Source organism: Chryseobacterium sp. C-71, assembly GCF_020911865.1.
In the GTDB taxonomy this organism is placed as follows: Bacteria; Bacteroidota; Bacteroidia; order Flavobacteriales; family Weeksellaceae; genus Chryseobacterium.
This window is the reverse complement of sequence record NZ_CP087131.1, coordinates 2,070,165-2,093,865: the sequence shown is the minus strand read 5'-3', so window position 1 is coordinate 2,093,865 and position 23,701 is coordinate 2,070,165. Positions and strand designations below refer to the sequence as shown.

The window sequence follows — 23,701 nt, the reverse complement described above, 5'->3', positions numbered from 1 at the left end:
TATCATGAAAAAATCAATAATCTCAGCACTTTTTTTTGTGCTTCTTTCTTTAACTAATTTTTACGGTCAGAAAATAACAGATGGCGCAACAGTTGATTTGAATGGCTTGGCGGTGACTTTCAATATCCTTAATAAAGAATCAATCAATGTAAGTGGCAAAAGTTTTGACCGATATAAAGTTTCTGCAAGCGTGACCAATAATAGCGGGAAAAGTATCAATATGAGACTGGCAAATGCACCGCAGATTGTGACCAATATCGCTTTGGTGGAGGTTAATTGCTTGAATGCTACCGGAGCAAAATTAACCTCAAAAAAGATTGATCTGAAACCAAAACCGCACAATCTCAACGTAACGTATTGGGCATACAACAAAGAAGGGAAATACGAAAGCTCGATAATTCCTGTGATTGCAGGTTACTATCTTGATCCTGGAGATACGGTGAATGATAACGCCATTTTTATCGTTCCGCAGGGCGAAGAGCCCAATGTTTCGGTGAGAAAACTGCAGTAAGTTTTGAATGATTATAATGTAAAAAAGGTAACATGAAAAACTTATTTTATCTTATTTTAATGTATTTTACTTTGGGGTCTTGCATACGAGAAGCTCCGCTGAATCCCGAGGCGGATATAGAAGAATTCAATATTGACGCTCAGTTTTTGTCTTCATCTACCATTATAGATCAGGCAAACAGTAAGATACTGATTTATCTGAAGCCCGATGCTTACCAGAGTGGAGTTTCACCTGCTTTAAAGCTTTCGAAAGGAGCAACGGTGAGTCCGGCATCCGGCACATTAGTCAATTTCTCGCAACCTGTTTTTTATACGGTAAAGTCAGAGTCCGGTGAGAATCTAAAAACCTATGAAGTCGATGTAGTAGAAATCGGAAACTGGACTTTTAACTTCGAAACATGGACGGAGAACGCTCAGAACAAATACGAATATCCGCTTGACAATAATGTTCAGTTGTGGTCATCAGGAAATCCCGGTGCTGCGTTGGCAGGAGTTATGCAGCAGACAGATGCCTACCCAACAAAGTCAACCATCAATGGGTTAAACGGAACAAAAGCTGCTGAGATGCGCACCATTCCGGGAACGACATTGTCTGAATTTTTAGGGATAAAACTAATTCCGGGATCTTTCTTTTTGGGTGATTTTAATTCTAATCAGGCACTCATCAATCCACTTGCTGCTACAGAATTCGGGCAGCCGTACTTTCAGCTTCCGGAAAAATTTACCGGTTATTACACATACACACCAGGTGGCAATTTCCAGGATCAAAATGGAAACACAGTACCAGGACAGACCGACAGATTCTCGCTGTATGCAGTTTTATATAATGGACCTACGAGGTTAAACGGTACAAACATCAATACTTCTGATCAGGTAATAGCAAGAGCCAAACTTCCGAATACGACTGCTCCTACAGCGTTTACACGATTTGAAGTTCCTTTTAACTATATTCCAGGGAAAACTCCGGGTAATAATCTGATGGTTGCTATCGTAGCTTCATCAAGCTATCAAGGTGATCAGTATCGTGGTGCAATTGGAAGCAAATTGACGGTTGACAGTTTAAGAATTATAGCTAAATAATATGAAAAAGTTATTTTACATTACGTTTGTTTTTGCTTTAATCCTAAGCTTAAAACTCAATGCACAGGATTTAAATATCCAAGATAGTATTGAAAAATTCCAGTTCAGAGTAACGGCAGGTCTCAATGTAGGAGGACTGACGCCGATTCCTCTTCCCAACAATATAAGAAAGGTTAAAAGTTATAATCCGAGATTCAATCCATCACTCGGAATAGAAGGTTTGTATCAATTCCATAAAAAATGGAGTGTAGGGATCAACCCGAGAGTAGAATACAAAGGAATGAAAGTGAAAGATAGTGTCCTTTATTTCCACACAATGATTCAGCAGGGCGAAGGTCCTTCAGCTGCTTCATTTGAAGGAGATTTTACTGGAACCAATTATACCGAGGCGAAAAATCTCTATCTCGGCGTTCCTGTATTTGTGCAATTTACTCCACAAAAAAAATGGCATTACCGATTGGGAGGTTATATTGCATTTCTTCTAAAACCAGAATTTCAAGGCAACGTTTCAGATGGTTACATAAGAAACGGTGGTTCTAAAGGTGAAAAAGTCCCTATTTCATCTGCAACTTTTGACTTTTCAGATAAGATCGAAAAGTTTGACTACGGTTTGTACGGAGGAATCAATAGAGATATTTGCGATCGATTTTCTCTGGATCTCAGCCTGCAATGGGGATTGGGATCTGCTTTTCCTTCATCATTTACAGGGATCAGTTTCCCGATGCATAATGTGTTTGCACAGATCGGCGGTGGTTACAGGTTTTAAAAGATGAAGAGAGAATTTCTATTGTGAAATGTCATATCCCAACAGTAAAACCGTTGCGCATATCAATATAAATGCAATGATTAAATAAATAATATAGCTTAAGATACTTCTTACAAATACTTCTTTTGCTGACAATTTATTAAAAAACTGTCTATTCGTCCAAAAAATCAAAATAAAATCTATAAAAAGGAGAAGATTTGTTATGATGTTAAAACTAGCTTCATTTTTCATAAAATACAAGACTGGTAAAAAAAGTATGTGAACACCAAGTCGCTGAGAACTTTTGAATGCTTCAAAAATTATAAATTCGTAGAAGTTATATCCGGTTTTTTTGAATGCAATGTACGTAGTAAGTGCATAAATAGGAATGGTGGCAACCATAAACCAGTAGTAATGCTCAAAAACTTTTTCTAATATAATTCCGGAAGATGCATCAAGATCAGATCGATCGTTCAGGTCGAGGAGGTGATAAATTAAAGCATAAATGGTTGCCATAATAATCACCATAGAAATAGGTCTGAAATGATTCACCCGCTTACCTGCAATATAATCATTGATCACATGACCTGGCTTTTCGAATAGTTTTTTTAAAGAGTAGCCAATCCCTTTATCATAATGAAGAAGACCATGCTGAATATCTTCCCAAAGAAATTCGTGGTTGATTCTTTTGGTTTTGGCCGACTGTCCGCACTGGTTACAGTAGTTTCCTTCAAACGTGTTTCCGCAGTTTTTACAGGTGGTCATAGAATGATTTTAATTTTAGTCTTAGCAATACAATTGAATTGCATCAAAACACATTAGACAAGATATAAAACTACTATTTATTTTTTTTAATTTTATTAAAAAATCATTGAATTATAATTTAATCCCAATTTTTGTTCAAAATATGCGATCATTCTTTTAATATGAATACTGTTTTGACAACATAAAGCAAAATTACACGATCAGTTTTGAGAATTAATAACGAAGTACACAAATTACATGACCATGAAAATAAAAATATTGTCTTTATCCATTTTCATGCTGCCCTTATCATTGCATCATGCTCAGGATAGTCTCGCAGTAGATACAAACCCTCAACCTTTAGCTTTTGACACAAAACCAAACTCCCAAAAACCTTTTTTTCAAAAAGAATGGGTGAAAAAGTCTACCGCTCCTGTCTTATTTTTTACAGCATCAGCTGCAACTTGGGGAGAGAGAAAAAATATCCGTGAGATCAGAAACCGATATATTCCTACATTCAGAGTAGGATATGATAATTATCTGCAATATGCTCCAACGGCTGCTGTTTACGGACTAAAATTGGCTGGGGTAAAAGGTCGTAACAACATTGGTAGAGCTACACTTTCTTATGCTGCAAGTATAGGAGTAATGGCAATCTTGGTCAATTCTATCAAATATACTGCAAAAGTAGAACGACCTGACGGATCTAGCAGAAACTCTTTTCCTTCCGGTCATACATCGATGGCGTTTACCAATGCGAGTTTTCTGCACAAAGAATATGGTTTGGTCAATCCTGCATACAGTATCGGGGGATATAGTGCTGCTGCAATTACCGGATTGGGACGAAATTTAAATAACAGGCATTGGATTTCAGACGTTTTGGCTGGAGCAGGAATTGGGATTATTTCAACAGAATTGGGTTACTTTTTTATTGATAAGATTTATAAAAACAAAGGTGATAATTTGGGAATGTTAGCCGGTATCGAAGGAAACGGAAATCCTTCTTTTCTGTCACTCAAGTTGGGAACGGCTCTTTCTACCACCAATTTTCTAAAAGAATCTGCACTGAGCGATAAAAAGGAAATAGGTTTTGAAACTGGGATTGAAGGAGCTTATTTTTTCTCTAAAAAATGGGGTGCAGGCGGAGACTTTAGTTTCAGCAGTTTTCCTGTAAAATCTTTGGAGTTTCCGCTTGATGAGGAACTCGGAAATTTTGATATTAATACAGAATCTCTGGGCTTTCTTAATTTTGGAATCGGGCCTTATTATTCTCATGAATTTTCGGAAAAACTACAATTAACATTAAAGGCTACCGCTGGATATTCGTCACCCGCCAGCGGAAAGGTAATTGTAAAAAGTGAGTTATTTGATCTGCCTAATAACGAATTTCAGGTTGCCGAATATAAACCATCTAGGAGTTTCCGATGGAACAGCGGAGCGGCTTTAACATATAAATTTAATCCAGAATTGGGGATTAGTTTGTATGCAGATTATAACCAAACTCAATCAAAAATCACTTATCATTTTAATGAAATATTGCAGAATGATGCTGAACTAAGTGAGGATTTAAATGACGATTCTGCCAAAGAAAAAATAAATTATGTTTCGGCAGGACTTAAATTAACAGCGTTTTTTTAGATAAATAAAAGCTGCTCAGTTTTGGCAGCTTTATTTCGATAAATAGTAAAAAGGTGAAAGATTTATCTTAGCGATGATCATTTACTTTCGTCTTTTGTACTTTAAATGAACCAATAGATATACCTCATCCTTCTCTATGTCTTTGCACCAAGTACGCTCAGTAACCAATGCATTTTCATAAAGATATAGATCTTCCATATTATTCACATATTCTAATCTTTCAGAAGTTTTATATTTAAAAAATGAAATCAAGTTCACCTCATCACCTACTGCAGGCGCAACAGGAAACTCCACAGAGTTTTCGAACTCAAATTCTATATCGTAGGAATAAAACCTTACTTTAACGCTCATAACTTTATTTTTGTCAAATATATTGAAAATAAAGGGGTTTTAAGGTGTTGATCCTCTAGTCAAATTTGATAGCTTAATTCTTGCCATTTTAATAATAAACTTGAATTGTTTCGTCACGCCGTCAATTCAAGTGTTTTTCGAAGAAAAATGTATCGAGAATCAATGAACTAATCAAACTTCTCGATACGATTTTTTCAAAATCTACTCGAAGCGACGATATACGAATTAAAAATCTTTAATTATCCTTCTTCTTTTCTCTCATTATGGTAATTGAAGAATAAATAAGCAACAAAATTGTGATTGAGATTGTGAAAATTAGTTTTGTAAATGTTTGAGAAGGCACTTTGTGACTACTCACTAGAATCATGAAAGTGTAAAACAGAAGAATTAAGAGAAACACTACTGAAATTAATCTTACTATTTTTAAATAAAATACTGCTTTATTAATCATTAAAAACAATATTCTAAGATTTCAGTTCCTGAATAAACAAACTGATCTCTGTACGAATCAGTAATTCATCTCCTAAAAAAGTTTCGCAAAAAATCTGGCAGATATTTTCATATTGAGAAATTAAAGAAGCTTTTGAAATGATTTTATCACCGACTTTGGGCAAGGCGAAAATCTCAATCTTTTTGATATTGGTGATAAAGCCGATTACTTTAGTTCCGTCATCAGGACCTTTAAAAAAACTCTGCCCCAGAATCGAAGAACACGTTTGTGCCGAATGTTCTATAAGACCAGCTTCTACAAAATGATTGTTGTGAACGAAAATATTGTCTGAAGTAATTTCAAAAGAAGTAACCACCTTTTCCGGAGTAAGCTCAAGGATATAATCAGCCATCAGCATCGGTTCGCGATGAGGTAAAAAATGGTGAATATTGATGATGTTTTCTTCTTTTAGCTCCATGTAAATTTTTCTTCTAAAAAAACTTGAATTATATCATTTCGTCACTTCGAGTAGATTTTGAAAAAATCGTATCGAGAAGTTGATTTGCTAAAGTTCTCGATACAAATTCTTGCAGAATTTTACTCGAACTGACGAAATGTCTTTAAATCTATTTTACAACCGTTTTCATCTGCGATTTTGCAATTACGGTATCATTTATTTTAGTGATGATTTCTACTAAGGTTACACCCAGCATTTCATTCAGAATGGTAGCTTCGGTTATCAGTTGGTCACCCACTTTTGGTAAAGCATCTGCTTCAAAAGATTTGATGGCGCCGATGTAGCCTGTCGGAGATTCTTTTCCTAAAAGAAAATATTTGTAACCGGTATGTAAAGCCACAGTCTGAGCCTGATGCTCGATTAAACCGGAAGCCTGAAATATTCCTTCGTGTACAAAAAGATTATCTTCTTTGATGGTGAATCCTGAGATGACGTGATTTTCAGAATACTCCGAAACCTCGTCTACCATGACAAAAGGTGCTTTTTGCGGAATAAGACTTCCTACAAAATTTTGATCGGAATTGGGTAATAAAACTTCCATTAGCAAACCGTTAGTAATGCACAAGAATAAGCGAATCTTCCACTTTCAGGAACACACAGAAGAATTTTTTCTCCTTTTTTCAGTTTTCCTGAATTCATCAATTGCTCAACTGCAATAAAGATTGATCCTGCTCCGATGTTTCCAACTTCTGAAAGATTATAGAACCATTTTTCCCATGGAAAATCTAATCCCACATTAGCAAATTCTTCTTTTAAACCTTCTTTGAAATAACCTGAAGAAATATGCGCCAAAACGTGATCCACAGTTTCAGGGTCTAGCTGATGCTTGTCGAAAGATGATCTCAAACTTTCTGCACCTTTCACCAAAATGTATTTATCTAAAATTTTCGTATCCTGTTTTAAAGCAAAAATAGATTGGTTCAGCCATTCTTCAGCAGGGTATTCTGCCCAAGATTTTAAGCTTCCGTCTTCCTGCTTTTCACAACCTGAATACATGCATGCTTCAATTTCGTGAGCATAAGAATAGAAATCGATCCAGTCGATTTTTAAAGAAACTTCATTCTCTCTTGGTTTTGTTTCCAATAAAAATGCACCTGCACCGTCAGAAAGCATCCATCTCAAAAACTCTCTTTTGAAAGCTACGATAGGTCTTTCTTCCAGAAGTTTGAGGTTTTCAGCTTCGTGGTTAAATTTATCGGCAGTCATCCACGCAGACATTCTTTCAGAACCTACACAGACAGCATTGTCTTTTATTCCAGCTTTAATATTTAGAAAACCATAGTTTAATGCGTTCATACCAGAATTACAAAGTCCGGTTGAGGTATTGATCTCTATTGATTTGCTCATATTAAGTTCTCCGTGCACCATTGAAGCATGAGACGGCTGAATCTGATCCGGAGAAGTAGTTCCTACCGATAACAAAGTCATATCTTCTTTTTTGAAGTTTTCATCAAAAAGTCCTTCAATTGCTTTTGCTGTGATTTGAGCGTTGGTATGCGTAGATTTTCCGTTTTTATCTAAAGCGTAATATCTCGTTGTGATTTTATTGTTCCTTAGAATTAAGGCTCTCGCTTTAGAGGGTGTATTATTTACCAAGCCAAGATAGCTTTCCATTTCGTCATTCGAAACCGGCTCATTCGGCAAGTATGTTGAAGCTTTTGTTATAAATACGTCTTGCATTTCTATTTTAAATTAATTCCTTGTAAATATTCTTTTTGCTTTTGTCTTTTAGACCACAAAAGGGGTGCTAATAAGAGATGAAAAACCAATACGATTGGCGAAATGATCCAAATTGCTGCCATCAAATATACTTTAAAGAATTTGATCAGCAAAGGTCGTTTTTCTTTTTTCTTGATAATCAGATTACTCCAAATGGTAAAGATTTTGTTTCCTACTTTTTCTACTCTTACTAGAAAAGGTCTGATTTCTACGGCTCTGTTTTTTACCAGATCGGGTTGTAGGTTGGTAAAATCATTGTTTTCAAAGTGATTTTCGATGATCTTCCCATATTTTCCGGCTCCGTTGATTTCTTCATCTGAAACTCCCGCTGCAGGAAGTATTCCAGATTTTTCTTTTTGTCCGGTTGTCAGCCAGCGAAGAATCGTCAAAACGCTGGTGTAATTATCGTGTCTGTCTACCAAAGCGATATTTCCGATCAGTTTGGTATTTAGATTTTTTAAATAAACTTTTAATTTTTCCTGAGAAAGCATCCACATATTTCTGGTTGCAGAAACGGTAACGATGGGAGTGTCTTTTAATAAACCTTCTGCGTAACCACTTTTCAAAAATGAAATGATAGGAATAGAAGGAGTCAGATACCAAACCTGATATCCGAAAAGAATGAGGTCATATTTTTTATTCAGTACATTTTCCGGTGGCGGAAGAATCTCGCTTGGAATCTGCAAATAAGATTCGGGGAAAGTATTAAAAAAAACATCACTCGGCCAGGGAAAAGGAAAGTCTTCTTTGAGCTGAATGTTGTAGTAAGTGACTAGATATTCGTCTTTCTTATCCTCAAACGGCTGGGCAATATTTTTCATAATATCCTCCAGCTGACCCGTCTGTGTATAATAGAGAACAAGTACGTTTTTCTGCATTAATATTCTTTATGGATTACAAAAATATGCTTTTAAAATTTATTATTCGTTTCGGAATACTCTTATTGATTCAGAAGTGAACACTAAGTTAAATGAAGTGTTTTCAAAAATATTATTTTCGGTGTTTAGAAAAATAATGGTTTTTGGAAGCTGAGTGATTTCGGTTACATTAAATTTGGGATCTGAAATCAAAAGAACATCAATGTCTTTGGTGATTTCAGACGTGTTTTTGATGTAATTGATTTTTCGTGTTTTAACGACATAATTATTCTTTGCAATCTGTCTTTTTTCTTCATCTTTAATTAAACTGAAAACTCTTCTTCCGGCTTGCTGAAGAGTCAGTAGAATATCTTTCTGCCCAAAATCATCGGCAATGTGCAAAATGTTGGCGTCTTTTGCGATGTGTTTATTCAATTCAAAATAAACAGATTTATTTTTAATAAAATCTTGTTTAACTTCTTTTACAATTTCGGTTTCTTTATAAAGGAAACTTAAAAACAATTTCTTTCTAAAATAATTTTCGTCTTCAATTTCATTTCTCAGTTTAGCAAATTCATTTCTGAAATAAAAATTAATGTTTTTAGCTCTTTCTTTATAAGTCGTTCCAAATGACAAATCATCTTTGCTGATTCTTTCACCAACTTTCACAATAATATCACCATCGTAAATGATAAAATCTCCTTTAGGCAAAACTTCAGAATTCCCGTGAATGTAGATTGGCAAAATATCCAAGCCAAATTCTTCCGCAAGATAAAAAGCTCCTTTGTGGAAACGTTTTACATCATTCGTATAAGACCTTTCCGCTTCAGGGAAAACGACTAATGAATATCCTTGTTCAATTTTTTCCTTTAATTTTTCCTTCCCATTTTCGATACCCTGTGAAACTGGATAAAAACCTAAAGCTTTTACGAGTTTGCCAAAAACCGGAGAATCATACACCCAATCATTGACCAGGTAGACAATTTTATGTGTTGCCATAGCAATTGCTAAGGTATCGAGAAACGAAGTGTGATTCGCAATAATTATTGCCGGTTTGTTGAAATTTTCGTTGGGATTTGTTATGACTTTTTTCTTCACAAATGGATTTCCGTACAATACAGACGTTAAAAATTTAGCTAGAATTAATTTAATTAGATCTAAAGTTTTCCCTCTAGAGTTTTTCACAAAAATACTTCCGATGACCGAAAATATCAATCCGCCTAAACCATAATAAATAAAGAGAATCACTGAATGTATGAACAGTCTGAAAGTAATCGGTGAAAGTCCTTTTTTAGTTCTGTTAATAATTAAAAATCTAAACCAGAACGGATATAAAGTTGAGGTAATGATAATCACGGAAAGCATTCCAATCAGTGCAACCAAAGCCAAAGAATGCAATGCCGGATGTTTTGCGAAAACCAAAGAACCGATGGATAAAATCGTTGTAAAAACTGCCAAAATAATCGAAATTCTGTACGTCGGAAGTTCATTTTTCCCTGTCGTATGTTCTTTCTGCATTGCTTTCGTGAGGAAAATACTGAAGTCATCACCAACCCCGAAAACCAAAGTGCAGACAACGGTGCTGAAAATATTGAGTTCTAATCCAAGGAAATAGAGAATTCCCGCTGTGACAACTCCTGTTAAAACAATAGGAAACATCGTAAGCAAAGTCAATTCAAAATTTCTAAAGAAAACGATGATCGTGAGAAGAATCGCTAACAATGAATAATTAATCAACGTGCTGAAGTCTCTTTTCAGTAAGCCTAAAAAGTTCTCGTTCATTTGCTGACGGTCGATGGCGATGGCGTCGTGTTTCTTTTCAATGTCTTTTATGAAAGCATCACGTTTTTTTTCATCTACTTTTACCACATTCGAAACGGTGTAAAAACCATTTTCCTGACTCAGGAATTCTGAGATTTGAAGGGCTTTTATTGTTGAGTAATCTTTTAAACTTACAGTAGAGTAGGTTTTATTTAAATTTTTATTGAACTGATCAAAAGCAGAACTGTTGAAACCGAATTTATTTCCGTTGTTGACCAATTCAGAAATGGTTTGGTTTTTCTTGTTTTCGTCCCAGAAGCTTTGCCAGATTGCTACTTTTTTCTGCTGGTCTTCTTTAGATAAAACAACGTTTCCAAGAGAATTGTAGCTTAAAATTTTCCCTTCCTTTTTTTCTTTCTCCAAAAACTGACTCAAATCTGAGTTTCTTGCCAAAGCTTCTTCCTCAGAGTTTCCGTAAGAAATGGTGTAAATAGATTTTGAAGTGATGTCAGAAAGTTTTTCCAGCTTCGCCTCACTTATTTTCAAGTCTTTTGGAATGTAGTTTAAGTCACCAATATCTTCATTAAAACCAACATGCCTAAAACCAAACAAACAAGCAATAATTACAAGCGAACAGAAAATAATCAAAGGCTTGTTTTTCTCGTAAGGATAATGCCCAATTTTGTCTATAAAGTTAGTATTTAGTTTATCTGATTTTTCTTTCGGATGATATAGCTGTGGAACGATAATCAAAGCTAAAACCGACGAAAACAAAACTGTAATTGAAGCAAAAAGTCCCAAATCTTTCAACGCTTCCGAACGCACAAAAACCAGACATAAAAATGAAACTGCAGTTGTTACACTACTTAAAATTATTGGCTGTGTAATTTCTTTGTAAAGCTCTTCAATATTGTTGTTGTGCTTGTAATGCGTGAGAATGTGAAGCGCATAATCAATCGTAATTCCAATTAAAATTGCGCCGACGCTCAATGAAATGGCTGAAATTTTATCTTTAATAAAATATAAAACCAACAACGCAAGCAATACCGAAAATAAAGTCGGAAGAAAAATAACAATAGGAGTGAAAAAACTTCTAAAATAATAAATCAATAAAATCATGAGCACAGTCATCGAAATAATAACCGTATTCTGGATGTCTTTCTTGATTTGTTGTGCATTTGCAACCGCAATTACGGGCGAACCGAAATAACTTAATTCAGTTTTTCCTTTGAATTCTTTGTTGAGGTTGTCTTTGATTTCGTTCAGCTGATTGACGAAAGCTTCGTTGTTTTTGGTGTCGTTGCTTTTATTTTTCGGTTCGATGAAAAGCAAAAGGTTTTTTCCGTCTTTGGTTACGACGTAATTGTCTTCGAGCTTAAAATCTTTGCTGATGTTTAAAGCGTTCAGTTTTTTGATTCCTAAAAATGTGATTCCCAGCGGATCTTTTTTTATGAAATCTTTCGTCACCAAACTCGTCGGAGAAACTAATGAAACGTAATTGTTCTCAACTTGTTTTGCAATGCTGTCTTTGTTGAGTTTCCTTTCAATTTCCTTGTAATCGTTTTCGTCTAAAAATAGAGGCAGATTCTGATTGACGAAATTAAACGTTTCTGAAATCTCATTGTCATTCACTTTTCCCTGAATAGAACCGATATATTTCTGTAAAGGTTTTGTTTTTTCTAAAAATTGGTCAGCCGTTTCGGATAACTGAAAGTTGTCGTCTTTCGATTTTTTTTCGATAATGACGATGATTTTATCTGAAAAATTGAGTTGTTTCAGAACTTTTGCCGTCAAATCAGATTTTTCGCTTTTAGGAATGATTTGATTGATGTCTTCTTCAAAATTAATTTTTGAAGCAAAAAACAAACACAAAACAGCAACTCCCAGCGCCGTTGCGATGGAAAGAATTCTGTTTTTGGCAATCAGATAATATAAAAAGATAAAAAAGCGATGCATGAGATTCTCAAATCAAGTTTGCAAATTTAAATTTTTATAGAGTAGTTTAAAACATTTGTGAGAGAAGTTTTCGCTGAAAATCAATAAAATATTCCATTTAAAATGAAAAAATCTTTTACTTTTGCACAAGTTCCCTTTTTTGCTACTTATTTATAAAACACGAAAATTATTTTAAATTGAGGGACATCTTGTATGTTGAAAATTTTTGATGAAAAATTAAACGGATTTCTATTTGTAGTAATTTTCCCATTTCTGCTGTTTTTCATGTCTTATTATGGCTTCGAATCGTCGTATGTAAAGCTGAAATCTATGGAGAAGGCTCCGGATTTTATGTTTATATCGGTGTATGCTTATCGGGTGATTCCTAATTTTCTGATGGTGCATGTGACGGATTTGCTTAATTCTTTTATCAATCTTTTTCTGCCATTCTCAAAACCGATGCTTCTGAAGAACGGAACTGTTTTTTATCACAGTGTTTTTCTGATTAACAGTTTCTTTTTTGTGCTTTCATCTTATATTTTAAATTTAATTTTAAAGTATAGACCTGTCAACACTCTTTTCAATTCAAATGTAAAATGGCTGGTTCATCTTTTGGCAGTTTTTTTTATTGTCATTGTTCAGTATGTGCCCACCAATTGCGATTGTATTGCAATTTTCTTTTATCTGCTTGGAGTTTTATTAAGCTTAAAATATTACCATGAGAAGAAGACTTCAGATTTTATTTTTTTGTGTCTTACAATTTTTGTTTCAACTTTTGTGAGAGAAACATCTTGTCTGAATATTGCTTTTTTCGCTGCGGTTTTTATTGATTTCGAAAAACTTAAAGCTGGAAATTTTAAATATGTAAAAGAAATTGCCTTTCTGGTTTTGTCTTTTGTTTTGCCATACATCGGCTTGAAGCTGATGATTCCACAGGATACATCGTTTTTTGAAGGGGTGTATCTGGTTAAAAATTTCACCAGCCCATTTAATCTGGCAGGATTGTTTTTCGGACTTCTTGGTTTTTACTTTACGTTCAGGCTTTGTGATGATGATTACAGAAAATTAATAATGAAAAAATATCTGTTTTTTTCATTACCCTATTTGGGAATGATTACTTTTGTCGGGCTTTTTTGGGAAACCAGACTATTTTTGCCGCTTATTCTTTCAGGAATTATTGTGGCTTTTCATCAGTTTAAAATATCCGTACCGCAACAATGAGTTTACTGCATCCATATTATATCATAGCAATTCTTTACATGCTTTTTTTTAGTATTCAAGAAGTGTATTCTGGTAAAAGCAATAGAAAGGCTTTGTATGTTTTGGCTGTATATCTTGTTGTCATAGCAGGATTTAGGGATAATGTAGGGCCAGATTATGGTAGTTATAGAGGTATTTATGCATATTCTGATACGAAAGATTATATCAGCATACTGTTTGCGGCTTTATCTATTGAAGGTGGGCAGCCTATGGAATTAGAATGGCTTTTTGTATTGATTAATAAGTTGCTTTTAAACATATTCAATGCGCCTTTTTACATGTTGACATTTGTGATTGCGGCACTTGTAACATTTTTTAAAACAAAATTTGTTGAAGAGAATACATATTATCCCTTCACTTTTTTACTCTTCATATTTGTGCCTGGTTTTTTTATAGGTGAGAGTGGTCAGATAAGGCAGAATCTCGGTTGTTTTGTAGGTTATTATGCAATAAGATACATAAAGGAAAGGAATGTATGGATGTATCTTTTGTGGATTTATTTGGCAGCAGGTATACATAATGTCTGCTTTCTTTTACTTCCCATGTATTGGGTGGCACGTATTCCTATTAATAAAACGATAATGCTCATCTGTATTATTGCATCTATTTTTGCATCTCCATTTGAAGTATATAGGGTTTTTGGTGATTTTCTCAGCGATGTAGCTGGTGATAATACGCTTGTGGCGGGTTTTAATGGTTATGTTGATGAAGGTATAGGAGGTGAGAGGCTTAATGGAGGTTTTGGACTACCGGAATTAATGATGGCAATCTGTACTACATTTTTATTTGTTTTTGATACGGCAATGAAAGAGAAATATCCGTATTATGAATACCATCGTAACTATACTGTAATAGGAATTTGTTTTTATTTTATTTTCAGGAACAATCCTATTTTTTCATCCCGATTGACGGGAACTTTTTTCGCATTTGGATATCTTTTAGTGCCAAATACAATGTATGTTGTAAATGAGGGTACAAGAAAGCTTATACACGCATTTATTATAAGTTTGGCAGTTTTCTATTTTGTAGTATTTTCTAGTTTTAAAAATATTACTGCAGGAAGATTTACGATCGATTTATATAAGAATCATATTCTTCCTTAGAAAATATTACTGAATTAATCTTAATATTAAAGTTCACATGTCTGATCAGAAAAATAATAGAATTTTAGTTTTAGATGGCTTACGAGGCTTTGCTATTTTCTTGGTTTTCCTTTTTCATGGATACTATATTTGGAGCAAACATTATCCTTTTGGCGATTTGTACAAAGACAATATTTTGGTGAAATATGGTGATCTTGGTGTTCAATTGTTTTTTTTGATTTCGGGCTTTGTAATTCTGATGTCTATGGAAAAGACAACAGGTTTTATAAAATTCATCAAAAAAAGATGGGTACGACTATTTCCAAGTATGATTATCTGTTCTGTGATAATTTATGCTACTGCAGGATTTTTTTCTGAAAGACCTTTAGGGATTCCAGAATTAAAATCTCTGATTCCGGGAGTGTTGTTCATTGATGAGGGAGTATTGGAGCGGGTTTTTAAAACAGATTTTCCTGTATTAGAATCTTCATTTTGGTCTCTTTACATAGAAGTGAAGTTTTATGTGATTTTTGGTCTTTTATATTATTGGTTTAAAAGAAAAATAGCATTATTAGGGATATTTGTGATATATCTTCTTGCGGTTACTTACCAAATTTTAGAATTTCATCAGTTGTTGCCGCTTTATCTATTGAAATTTAAAGCTTATATAGGAAATTTCGTGTATTTTGGGTGGTTTGTTGCGGGTGCCCTGATTTATATTTACTATCAGGAAAGGAAGAAAAAATATCTTGTTGCCTTTATTGTTGCAACCATTTGCGCCATGTTTTATATGTATAAACTTCAGGATTTCGTTAGAAATGTATATCTGATGATTTTAGTCTTTATTTTTGTTGGATCACTTTTTTGGAAACCCATGGAGCGACTTTTTTCTATGAAGTTTTTCACATTTATCGGTTTTATAAGTTACCCCGTTTATTTACTGCATGAAAACATGATGGTGGCAATGATGGTAAAACTTAATGATTATATTGGACTTCCTTATGCCGTTTTACCAATTTTTTCTTTTGCTTTCGTGATTCCTATAGCATATGTAGTGGCGGCTTATTTAGAGCCAATCTTGCAAAAATATTTAAATAAAATTATTTTTTAGCAGGCTGAAAAATTTTCAGATTATAACATGTAAAGTCTGAAAGAATAAATTTAGAATAATCTTTTTTGAAAACCGTCCCTTTATTGAGGCGGTTTTTTGTTTGTTATTCACCGTTGTAAGTTAATTGTTGATATGCTTTTTTACCTACCACTTAATTTTTAAATAATATGCTTTTTGAATATTAAGAAAAATTGACTCTATGTATGTTTGTTTATTCGCAGATTATTGTATTTTTGTCCAAAATCATTAAATGAAGTTTTTGTTAAAATCAATTTAATTTTGATTATTTGATAATATAAGTGTTAAATGTTTTTCTTATATTTAAAACAAATTGATTATTGTTTATTTTGGTTTAAAATTTGAAAATGGTGTGATAAGCGCAATTCTTTAAGTATGAAAGGTAAAATAAGTAAGAACCTAATAGCAATATTTTGCTTAGCTTCTTTGAATGGATATTCTAAAAATAGTTTAGAAAAAGACAGAGATTTTGGTACATCTAAAATGTATAGCTTTATTAAAAAGGATACTTTAGATAAAATCTCAGGGAATGTAAATGACGAGCTGTTTATTCAATCGCGTATTGCGGTAGCTCCGGATTGGACGAAGGCTCCCAATAGTTATATTTTTGACCCTGCTCAACATGGTGAAGGATTATATATTCCCGTGAAGAAGGCTTATGAAATGTGGCGTAGCTATAAATATCTGGCAAGTGCAGGAGCTATAAAAGGTAAAATTAGTGCTGAAGTACTTTGGGAAGATGTTCATGGTCTCATAAAATCGGGGACAAACTATAATTTAGAAATTGTAGACTCCGGTGAAAACGGGAAAATAAAAGTCATGATCAACAAAGCAAAAAAAGGTAATGCTGTTGTGGCTTTTAGAGTAAATGGCGATATTTTCTGGTCTTGGCATATCTGGGTTACAGATGATCCTACCAATGGGTCTACTTATAAAAGTTTTGCTGGTGTAAAAAGAGAAAGAAAGAACGGGACAATAGAAAATATTCCTGATGCTGAATGGAAATGGATGGACAGAAATTTAGGAGCCATCACCAACAGCAATACCAGCGGTGATTGGAATCGTAGCGGTGGGCTTCTTTATCAATGGGGGAGAAAAGATCCTATTCCGCCTTTGGTAATGAAAGGAGAAGATTTTTATGAAGTTTCGGGTACTATCGGAAGGGTAAGACACCGAGGTGCGAAAAATTTCACAAATGCTATAAATTTTGATGCTCTCAGAAAATTTGTACTGCTTTCTAATGCTACTTTAGATAATAATCTTCAGCTTTCTGTTAAGAATCCTTTAAGTTTAATCTATGTCAATAAAGATGATAATTCGGGTCCTGCTTATTACAATAATAATGCAAATTTGATGGTCAATTGGTTCGGTAGAGCTGCGGGCGTTAATGACAGCAGATTATCTGAACTTAATTTATGGTCAGACAATTCGAAAGGGGTCTTAGCAACAGATTACAACAATGATAACAGCGCTGCACCTTACAGAGATAAATCTCCTTTCGACCCGTGCCCAAATGGTTGGAGAATTCCTTCAATGCTTGTTGCTAATTTAGCATCAGCTGCTTATGTAGATGATGTAAGAATAGATTATTCGCCTTTTGGGGTAAGAACGAATTTAGGCAAAAATACTTTTGATGCCAATGGTTATCATATTATAAAGCCAAACGACACCAATACGCCTTCATTTATGACCGGTTTCAAACTATATTCAAATGTTGGTTTCGATTTATCTAATGCAGGCGGAAATAATATGGGAATTTTTCCTGGGACGGGGCAATTAGCAATCAACTCTCAGGCAGGTCAGTACACCGATCAGCATCATGTTTCGTTATGGACGGCAACAATGACGAGGTTTTTTGATACAACGCCGGCAGTTGGAGCCCGTGCATTGTTTATGCTTCCCGATAAATACCAGAATGATATCCCAGATCCCGCTAATCCCAGCGTGAAAGGCAGATATTTTTACGTCCCTACATCGAGCAGTAAAACATCCGATGCCAATGGTTGCAGATGTGTGAAAGATCCGTTATATGTGGTGAATGGCTATGATTTTCCTACGCAATATTTAAATGCCAATGTAGAATATACAGAAGGTTTAAGTAATCCAAACACGTATCAGGTCGTAAAAAGCACTGCTTTGTCAACAGTGGAAATTCCGGTTTCTAAGGCATTTTCTGCTCAGAGTCAATTATTAAATAATCCTGCGATTCTTAATCCTGCAAGTTTTAATGATTTAAAAGCAAATGTTTTATGGACAACCAATACAGGTTTAATTAATACGGTTACAGTGAGTAATCCTTCGCCTAGCTCAACTTCAGGCTTGGTTAATTCTAAAATTTTAGTCACACTAAATCCTAATCAGAGCGGTAATGCAGTAGTTACTTTGCACAACGGAAGCATTGCTAATCCTGTTTATTGGTCTTGGCATGTCTGGGTTACAGATACGGCAATTGGTTCTTACAATTACACCACAGAAACACCTAATGCTGCAGCAACTAATTATGTAAATTATGTTCCGAAAGGAGATGTTTTAAAAACCGAATTTATGGATAGGAACCTTGGGGCAACTGATGCGTTCCCGATTGTGGCTAATCCTTTAACTCCTACAGCTGCTGAGTATGCAAAAATAAGAGCTTCTACAGGTTTACAGTATCAGTGGGGAAGAAAAGATCCTATTCCGTCATTTCAACATGCGGATACTAGAGCTTCTTACAATGTATTTTTAGGAAACGTCAATGCAAACGGTGGTGTTGCTTATACTACGCTTACTTTGGGAGCTTATAACAGTCTTCCCGGTAATTATATTGTTCCTTACGACACCTACACGAATACTTCAAATGCAAATATTTTAGCAACTGATAAAACTTCAGATAAAATAGCAAAAGTGCTGTCTTATTCAGTTAAAAATCCTTTGGTGTACATGATTCCGAGTGCATTTGCTCCCTACAACAGTGCTGTTCCAAATTATACAAACGGAACCGACTGGCTTTTGAATGAACCCAACGTTGCTGCAGACCGATGGGGAAGAGGCGGTGAAAAATCTCCATTTGACCCTTGTCCGGAAGGCTGGAGAATTCCTGATCTTACGGGTGTAGCAATCTTGGCAAACCGTGATTACGGAATTTCACCTTGGTATAAAATAGATAAAAAAGTAGCGACGGCATACAGTGTAATTAATGATTATGCAGGGGTAAGAGTGAGAAATACGACCACAACCACAATCGGTTATATGTTCAATAATGCAAGTTATTCGGTGGGGAATTATCCCAATTCAGGATCGCGTGGTTTCAGAAGTGTGACGGCTAATCAGTCTGCAGCAGGAACTTTTACGGTAAATAATTTCCAATATCCGGGAGTATGGACGGCTGCTTTGAATTCAAATTACATCGGAAGACCAATCAACATACTTTTCGATGCAGCTTCATCAGCCAACCGTTTGATTGCTTTTCATGACAATAACGATCCTTATTTCGGAATGAATTGCCGCTGTGTGAAAGTCAATTATGATCAAAACGGAAACGAAGCTGGACCTATTCCTGCAATTCCGGTTACTGCTGGAGCTTCAGTGAAAGCTTCCAATGTTTTCAGTAAAAATGAAATTGCCGAAATCACCAGAGAAAACAAAATCACATTATTCCCGAATCCTGTGAAAGATGTTTTGTATATCAAGGCAACAGACAACAAAGATTATCACTATCAGATTTACAACGCTTCCGGTCAAATGGTAAAGTCCGGCAAGTTTGAAAACACCAAGACCGATGTTTCTTCGCTTGTGCAGGGAGTTTATCTGGTGAGAATCAATAATTCTGAAACTGTAGTAAAGATTGTGAAAAAATAAAAGGTTAAAAGAATTTTTCTTTAAATTTTATAGTAAAGAGAAACAAAATAGTGCTTAGCTATTTGTAAATCCCTATTTTTGATTTTACAAAATTAACGGATTTATATAATAATTTAAGAGCTGTTTTGCTTCTCTTTTTTGTTGAAATAAATCTGAGAAACTTATGATGATACGCAAGAAAATTTTATCTTTTTTTAATATTAAGATCTTTATTTATGTTCTTATTGCCGCAACAGCCTTGTTTGCGATTACATTTACCTATCTCCATAATGTAAAATCAGACGGATATATTTTAGGAGATTGGCTGATCAATTATCAGGATGGTGGTTTCAAAAGAAGAGGGCTTTCCGGAAGTTTCTTTTTTCTGCTGCAGGACATTTCAGGTTTAAAATTAAATTTATTAGTCTACTTTTTTCAGGTAATGATCATTTCAGGCTTTTTTTATTTTTATTTTAAATTGATTCAATACAAAGAAGCAACCTTTCTTTATCTCTCACTTTTGCTTTCATCCATCGGGTTTGTAGGACTTTTTAACTGTGTAGATTATGTTGGTAAAAAAGAATTTATTGTGTTCTTTTTGTTTGCGTATTTCGTTTATCATTTAAATAAGAATTCACTCACAAAATCAAAAGAATATTGCATTTGTGGCGGACTTTTTATTGCGATGTTTTTCCACGAAATAACCTTGTTTTTTATTCCTTATTTTCTGATCGCATTATATTTGAAAACTGGAAAAGTTGAATTAAAAAGATATTTAAAATACATCTTCGCAGTTTTTGTTCCGGCAGTTTTCATCGCTCTTTTAGGGAAAAATATCAATGAAGGACAATCCTTACAAATCCTTCAGCAACGAGGAGTGATCCTTACAAAAGGTATTTTCTTTTGGGATATCAATGAGAGAGAGTACATCATCGAACATATTAAAGAATACCGATTATACGTCATAAGTTTTTTAATATCAGTTTTTCACATTGGATTTTATTTAAAATATCAAACTCATCGAAAGGCGACATCTATTTTATTAATAGGTGCATTTCTTTTCTCATTACCGCTGTTTTACTTGGCTATTGATTGGGGAAGATGGATGTACATTCACATGATATTTCTGATTGTGCTTTTCGCCATGCAGTTGAAGGATAGCACTGGTTCTATAGGTTCTGAAGTTTTAAAATTAAATCTGAAATTCTACGTTACCTTATTCATTATTATTTTATCGTTGACGTATCGTGTAGAAATGTCCGGAAGAGGCTTTACTTTTGAAGGTTTTTTCTACAGAATCTTCATTGCGCCGATAGAATTATTGCATAAAATGGTCTGACGGAAAATCTATATAATAAAAAAGCTTTACTTTTGCAAAAATTTAGAGGATGTCGAAAAATTTAGTAATCGTCGAGTCTCCGGCAAAAGCAAAAACTATTCAGAAATATTTAGGGAAGGATTTCGAAGTCAAATCGAGCTTCGGGCACATCCGTGACCTTCCAAAAAAAGGAATGGGAATTGACCTTGCCACCTTCAGTCCGGATTACGAAGTTTCCGCCGATAAAAAGAAATTGGTCACAGAATTAAAGTCTGCCGTAAAGAAAGCCGAAATGGTTTGGCTCGCTTCCGATGAGGATCGCGAGGGTGAAGCGATCGCCTGGCATTTGGCAGATGAATTAAAACTAAAACCGGAAAACAGAAAAAGAATCGTCTTTCACGAGATTACCAAAAATGCAATATTAAAAGCAATTGAGAATCCGAGAGATATTGATCAGAACTTAGTCAACGCTCAACAGGCGAGAAGAGTTCTAGACAGAATCGTAGGTTTCGAAATGTCTCCCGTACTTTGGAAAAAAGTAAAACCGGGATTGTCTGCAGGAAGAGTGCAGTCGGTAGCTGTAAGATTGGTGGTAGAAAGAGAAAAAGAAATTCGTCAGTTTACTCCAAAAGCAAGTTTCAAGCTTGATGGAGTTTTCTTAAATAAAGCAGAACAGGAAATCGCTGCAAAACTTAAAAAAGATTTCGATAAAGAAGAAGACGCAGAGAAATTCTTAGAATTAGCAAGAACGACAGAATTCAAAGTTCTGAATGTGGAAACCAAACCTGGAACACGTTCTGCTTCTGCACCCTTTACGACTTCTACGCTTCAGCAGGAAGCTTCTTCAAGATTAGGTTATAATGTAACCAACACCATGCGTCTGGCTCAGAGATTATATGAAGAAGGATTCATTACTTATATGAGAACCGACTCCGTAAACCTTTCTCAGGAAGCCATTGAAGGTGCAAAAAATCAAATTACTTCAGAATATGGAGCAGAGTATTCTGCACCAAGAAAATATACCACCAAATCTGCTTCAGCGCAGGAAGCTCACGAGGCAATCCGGCCTACAGATTTTTCTGTAAAATCGATCGGTGATGTTCAGTTGAGCAAATTATACCAATTAATTTACAGAAGAACATTGGCTTCTCAGATGGCAAATGCCAAAATTGAGAAAACTGTGATCGAAATTGGTAATGCAAAACTTCCGCAGCATTTTGAAGCGCAGGGTGAGGTCATCATTTTCGACGGTTTCCTAAAGGTTTACGGAATCGTAAAAACTGAAGACGAAGACGAAGAAAACAACGAAAAACTATTGCCAAAAGTTACCCTAGGTGAAGTTTTAGATTATAAAAAAATTACCGCTACAGAAAAATTCACAAGACCGGCAGCAAGATTTACCGAAGCTATGTTGGTGAAAAAACTGGAAGAATTGGGAATTGGCCGTCCGTCAACGTATGCGCCAACCATTCAGACTATTCAAAACCGTGAATATGTAGACAAAAGAGAATTGGAACCGCAGACTCGTGAAGTGGTGAAAATATCTTTGGCAAAAGATAAAATCAAAAAAGAAGTTCTTGAAGATAAATTCGGGGGCGATAAGAATAAATTTATTCCTACCGATATTGGTGAGGTTGTAAATGATTTCCTAACGAACAATTTCGCTGAAATTCTTGATTACGGTTTTACAGCAAGAGTTGAAGAAAGCTTTGACGAAATTGCAAACGGCGAACAGAAGTGGAAAGAAATGATGACCGATTTCTACTCAAAATTCCATCCGAGAATTGAAGATGTAGAAGAAAATGCCGACCGTGCCAACGGAGAACGTCTTTTAGGAGTTGATCCAAAATCCGGAAAGAACATTTATGCAAGAATCGGAAGATTCGGACCGATGATTCAGATTGGGGAACAGGACGATGAAGAAAAACCAATTTTCGCATCATTGATGGCCGGACAAAATATTGCAACCATCGCTTTAGAAGATGCTTTGGAGTTGTTTAAATTACCATTTGAATTAAATGATTTCGAAGATCAGTCGGTAACGATCGGTGTAGGAAGGTTTGGGCCTTATGTGAAATGGGGCGAAACATATATCAGTATTCCGAAAGGTGAAGATCCACTTTCTATAGATCAAAACCGTGCAGAAGAAATTATTGCTGAAAAGAAATTAGCCGATGCGCCTATCGCCAACTTCAAAGGTGAACCTATCACAAAAGGGACGGGAAGATTCGGGCCTTTCATCAAATATCAGAGCATTTTTATCAATGTGCCGAAACGATATGATTTTGATAACCTTTCTCAAAGTGACATCAACGAATTGGTAGAAGCTAAATTAGAGAAAGAAGCCAACCGATACATCCAACAGTGGGAAAAAGAAAAAATCTCTCTTGAAAACGGAAGATGGGGACCTTTCATTAAATTTGGAAAAGCCATGTTCAAAATTCCAAAGAAAAAAGATGACACCAAGTATGAAGCTGATGACTTGAAAGAAGTTTCTCTTGATGAGGTTAAAAAGTGGATTACCGCACAGGATCCTAAAGCTTTTGCAGAAAAGAAAAAACCTGCAGCGAAAAAGCCAGCTGCAAAAAAGGCAACAACAGCTAAAAAAGCTCCGGCTAAGAAACCAGCCGCTAGAAATAATAAGTTTTAAATTTAATAAAATCCCCCTTTTGAATCATCACAAGAGGGCTTTCAGCTTCTTATAAAGAAATTAAAACCAATTGACCACCGAAATTGAAACTTCTGGTATTTACTGGGGGGCTCAGTTAGATGATAAGTCACCAGAAATTCATTATAGCTTTTGTTAAAG

General features: G+C 35.0%; 17 protein-coding genes. 10 read left to right on the top strand and 7 right to left on the bottom strand.

Going from position 1 to position 23,701, the window contains the following annotated elements; all coding sequences use genetic code 11:
* Window positions 1-4 precede the first annotated feature (4 nt).
* From LNP04_RS09525 to LNP04_RS09515, 3 genes are read left to right on the top strand one after another with little or no spacing between them, the layout of a single operon-like run.
* The gene (locus LNP04_RS09525; protein ID WP_229986247.1) at window positions 5-511 is read left to right on the top strand and encodes a hypothetical protein; all 507 of its coding nucleotides are present in this window, start codon (window positions 5-7) and stop codon (window positions 509-511) included.
* A gap of 32 nt (window positions 512-543) precedes the next feature.
* The gene (locus tag LNP04_RS09520) at window positions 544-1,590 is read left to right on the top strand and encodes a PCMD domain-containing protein (RefSeq protein WP_229986246.1); all 1,047 of its coding nucleotides are present in this window, start codon (window positions 544-546) and stop codon (window positions 1,588-1,590) included.
* Window position 1,591: 1 nt separating this feature from the next.
* Window positions 1,592-2,356, top strand: a complete 765-nt coding sequence (locus tag LNP04_RS09515; RefSeq protein WP_229986245.1) for a porin family protein — start codon at window positions 1,592-1,594, stop codon at window positions 2,354-2,356.
* An 18-nt stretch (window positions 2,357-2,374) separates the two neighbouring features.
* On the opposite strand, the gene LNP04_RS09510 is transcribed toward LNP04_RS09515, so the two are convergent.
* Complete coding sequence (locus LNP04_RS09510) at window positions 2,375-3,100, bottom strand: DUF3667 domain-containing protein (RefSeq protein WP_229986244.1); 726 nt, start codon at window positions 3,098-3,100, stop codon at window positions 2,375-2,377.
* A gap of 243 nt (window positions 3,101-3,343) precedes the next feature.
* Here LNP04_RS09510 and LNP04_RS09505 point away from each other — a divergent pair, with 243 nt between their 5' ends.
* Window positions 3,344-4,717 (top strand): phosphatase PAP2 family protein, encoded by a 1,374-nt coding sequence (locus LNP04_RS09505; RefSeq protein WP_229986243.1) that lies wholly within the window; start codon window positions 3,344-3,346, stop codon window positions 4,715-4,717.
* 81 nt (window positions 4,718-4,798) lie between these two features.
* On the opposite strand, the gene LNP04_RS09500 is transcribed toward LNP04_RS09505, so the two are convergent.
* From LNP04_RS09500 to LNP04_RS09475, 6 genes are all read right to left on the bottom strand, one after another.
* A complete protein-coding gene (locus LNP04_RS09500; RefSeq protein WP_229986242.1) occupies window positions 4,799-5,068 on the bottom strand; it encodes a hypothetical protein in 270 nt (89 codons plus the stop codon).
* Window positions 5,069-5,532: 464 nt separating this feature from the next.
* Window positions 5,533-5,976: an ABC transporter permease gene (locus tag LNP04_RS09495; protein WP_229986241.1), complete on the bottom strand. Its 444-nt coding sequence runs from the start codon at window positions 5,974-5,976 to the stop codon at window positions 5,533-5,535.
* 148 nt (window positions 5,977-6,124) lie between these two features.
* The gene (locus LNP04_RS09490; RefSeq protein ID WP_229986240.1) at window positions 6,125-6,556 is read right to left on the bottom strand and encodes a hypothetical protein; all 432 of its coding nucleotides are present in this window, start codon (window positions 6,554-6,556) and stop codon (window positions 6,125-6,127) included.
* Window positions 6,556-7,695 carry a beta-ketoacyl-ACP synthase III gene (locus tag LNP04_RS09485; protein WP_229986239.1) on the bottom strand — a complete coding sequence of 380 codons (1,140 nt, stop codon included), beginning with the start codon at window positions 7,693-7,695 and terminating at the stop codon, window positions 6,556-6,558. The genes LNP04_RS09490 and LNP04_RS09485 overlap by 1 nt, the downstream gene beginning before the upstream one ends.
* Before the next feature lie 2 nt (window positions 7,696-7,697).
* The gene (locus tag LNP04_RS09480; RefSeq protein WP_229986238.1) at window positions 7,698-8,612 is read right to left on the bottom strand and encodes a dialkylrecorsinol condensing enzyme DarA; all 915 of its coding nucleotides are present in this window, start codon (window positions 8,610-8,612) and stop codon (window positions 7,698-7,700) included.
* A 42-nt stretch (window positions 8,613-8,654) separates the two neighbouring features.
* Window positions 8,655-12,308 carry an MMPL family transporter gene (locus tag LNP04_RS09475; RefSeq protein ID WP_229986237.1) on the bottom strand — a complete coding sequence of 1,218 codons (3,654 nt, stop codon included), beginning with the start codon at window positions 12,306-12,308 and terminating at the stop codon, window positions 8,655-8,657.
* A gap of 192 nt (window positions 12,309-12,500) precedes the next feature.
* On the opposite strand from LNP04_RS09475, the gene LNP04_RS09470 reads away from it, so the two are divergent.
* The 6 genes from LNP04_RS09470 (at window position 12,501) to topA (ending at window position 23,542) form a co-directional block, all read left to right on the top strand.
* Complete coding sequence (locus LNP04_RS09470; protein ID WP_229986236.1) at window positions 12,501-13,508, top strand: hypothetical protein; 1,008 nt, start codon at window positions 12,501-12,503, stop codon at window positions 13,506-13,508.
* Window positions 13,505-14,650, top strand: coding sequence for an EpsG family protein (locus tag LNP04_RS09465; protein WP_229986235.1), 1,146 nt, complete (start codon window positions 13,505-13,507; stop codon window positions 14,648-14,650). Before LNP04_RS09470 ends, LNP04_RS09465 begins: the two co-directional genes overlap by 4 nt.
* 37 nt (window positions 14,651-14,687) lie before the next feature.
* Window positions 14,688-15,740, top strand: a complete 1,053-nt coding sequence (locus LNP04_RS09460; RefSeq protein WP_229986234.1) for an acyltransferase — start codon at window positions 14,688-14,690, stop codon at window positions 15,738-15,740.
* 393 nt (window positions 15,741-16,133) lie between these two features.
* Window positions 16,134-19,595: a T9SS type A sorting domain-containing protein gene (locus LNP04_RS09455; RefSeq protein WP_229986233.1), complete on the top strand. Its 3,462-nt coding sequence runs from the start codon at window positions 16,134-16,136 to the stop codon at window positions 19,593-19,595.
* Window positions 19,596-19,758: 163 nt separating this feature from the next.
* Window positions 19,759-20,913 carry a hypothetical protein gene (locus tag LNP04_RS09450; protein WP_229986232.1) on the top strand — a complete coding sequence of 385 codons (1,155 nt, stop codon included), beginning with the start codon at window positions 19,759-19,761 and terminating at the stop codon, window positions 20,911-20,913.
* A 49-nt stretch (window positions 20,914-20,962) separates the two neighbouring features.
* Window positions 20,963-23,542, top strand: a complete 2,580-nt coding sequence (gene topA / locus LNP04_RS09445; RefSeq protein ID WP_229986231.1) for a type I DNA topoisomerase — start codon at window positions 20,963-20,965, stop codon at window positions 23,540-23,542.
* The last annotated feature ends 159 nt before the right edge of the window (window positions 23,543-23,701 follow it).

Bases quoted from the DNA above. Each gene is read 5' to 3' on its own strand.
- LNP04_RS09525 (WP_229986247.1), top strand. From the start codon at position 5: ATGAAAAAATCAATAATCTCAGCACTTTTTTTTGTGCTTCTTTCTTTA.
- LNP04_RS09520 (WP_229986246.1), top strand. From the start codon at position 544: ATGAAAAACTTATTTTATCTTATTTTAATGTATTTTACTTTGGGGTCT.
- LNP04_RS09515 (WP_229986245.1), top strand. From the start codon at position 1,592: ATGAAAAAGTTATTTTACATTACGTTTGTTTTTGCTTTAATCCTAAGC.
- LNP04_RS09510 (WP_229986244.1), bottom strand. From the start codon at position 3,100: ATGACCACCTGTAAAAACTGCGGAAACACGTTTGAAGGAAACTACTGT.
- LNP04_RS09505 (WP_229986243.1), top strand. From the start codon at position 3,344: ATGAAAATAAAAATATTGTCTTTATCCATTTTCATGCTGCCCTTATCA.
- LNP04_RS09500 (WP_229986242.1), bottom strand. From the start codon at position 5,068: ATGAGCGTTAAAGTAAGGTTTTATTCCTACGATATAGAATTTGAGTTC.
- LNP04_RS09495 (WP_229986241.1), bottom strand. From the start codon at position 5,976: ATGGAGCTAAAAGAAGAAAACATCATCAATATTCACCATTTTTTACCT.
- LNP04_RS09490 (WP_229986240.1), bottom strand. From the start codon at position 6,556: ATGGAAGTTTTATTACCCAATTCCGATCAAAATTTTGTAGGAAGTCTT.
- LNP04_RS09485 (WP_229986239.1), bottom strand. From the start codon at position 7,695: ATGCAAGACGTATTTATAACAAAAGCTTCAACATACTTGCCGAATGAG.
- LNP04_RS09480 (WP_229986238.1), bottom strand. From the start codon at position 8,612: ATGCAGAAAAACGTACTTGTTCTCTATTATACACAGACGGGTCAGCTG.
- LNP04_RS09475 (WP_229986237.1), bottom strand. From the start codon at position 12,308: ATGCATCGCTTTTTTATCTTTTTATATTATCTGATTGCCAAAAACAGA.
- LNP04_RS09470 (WP_229986236.1), top strand. From the start codon at position 12,501: ATGTTGAAAATTTTTGATGAAAAATTAAACGGATTTCTATTTGTAGTA.
- LNP04_RS09465 (WP_229986235.1), top strand. From the start codon at position 13,505: ATGAGTTTACTGCATCCATATTATATCATAGCAATTCTTTACATGCTT.
- LNP04_RS09460 (WP_229986234.1), top strand. From the start codon at position 14,688: ATGTCTGATCAGAAAAATAATAGAATTTTAGTTTTAGATGGCTTACGA.
- LNP04_RS09455 (WP_229986233.1), top strand. From the start codon at position 16,134: ATGAAAGGTAAAATAAGTAAGAACCTAATAGCAATATTTTGCTTAGCT.
- LNP04_RS09450 (WP_229986232.1), top strand. From the start codon at position 19,759: ATGATGATACGCAAGAAAATTTTATCTTTTTTTAATATTAAGATCTTT.
- topA (WP_229986231.1), top strand. From the start codon at position 20,963: ATGTCGAAAAATTTAGTAATCGTCGAGTCTCCGGCAAAAGCAAAAACT.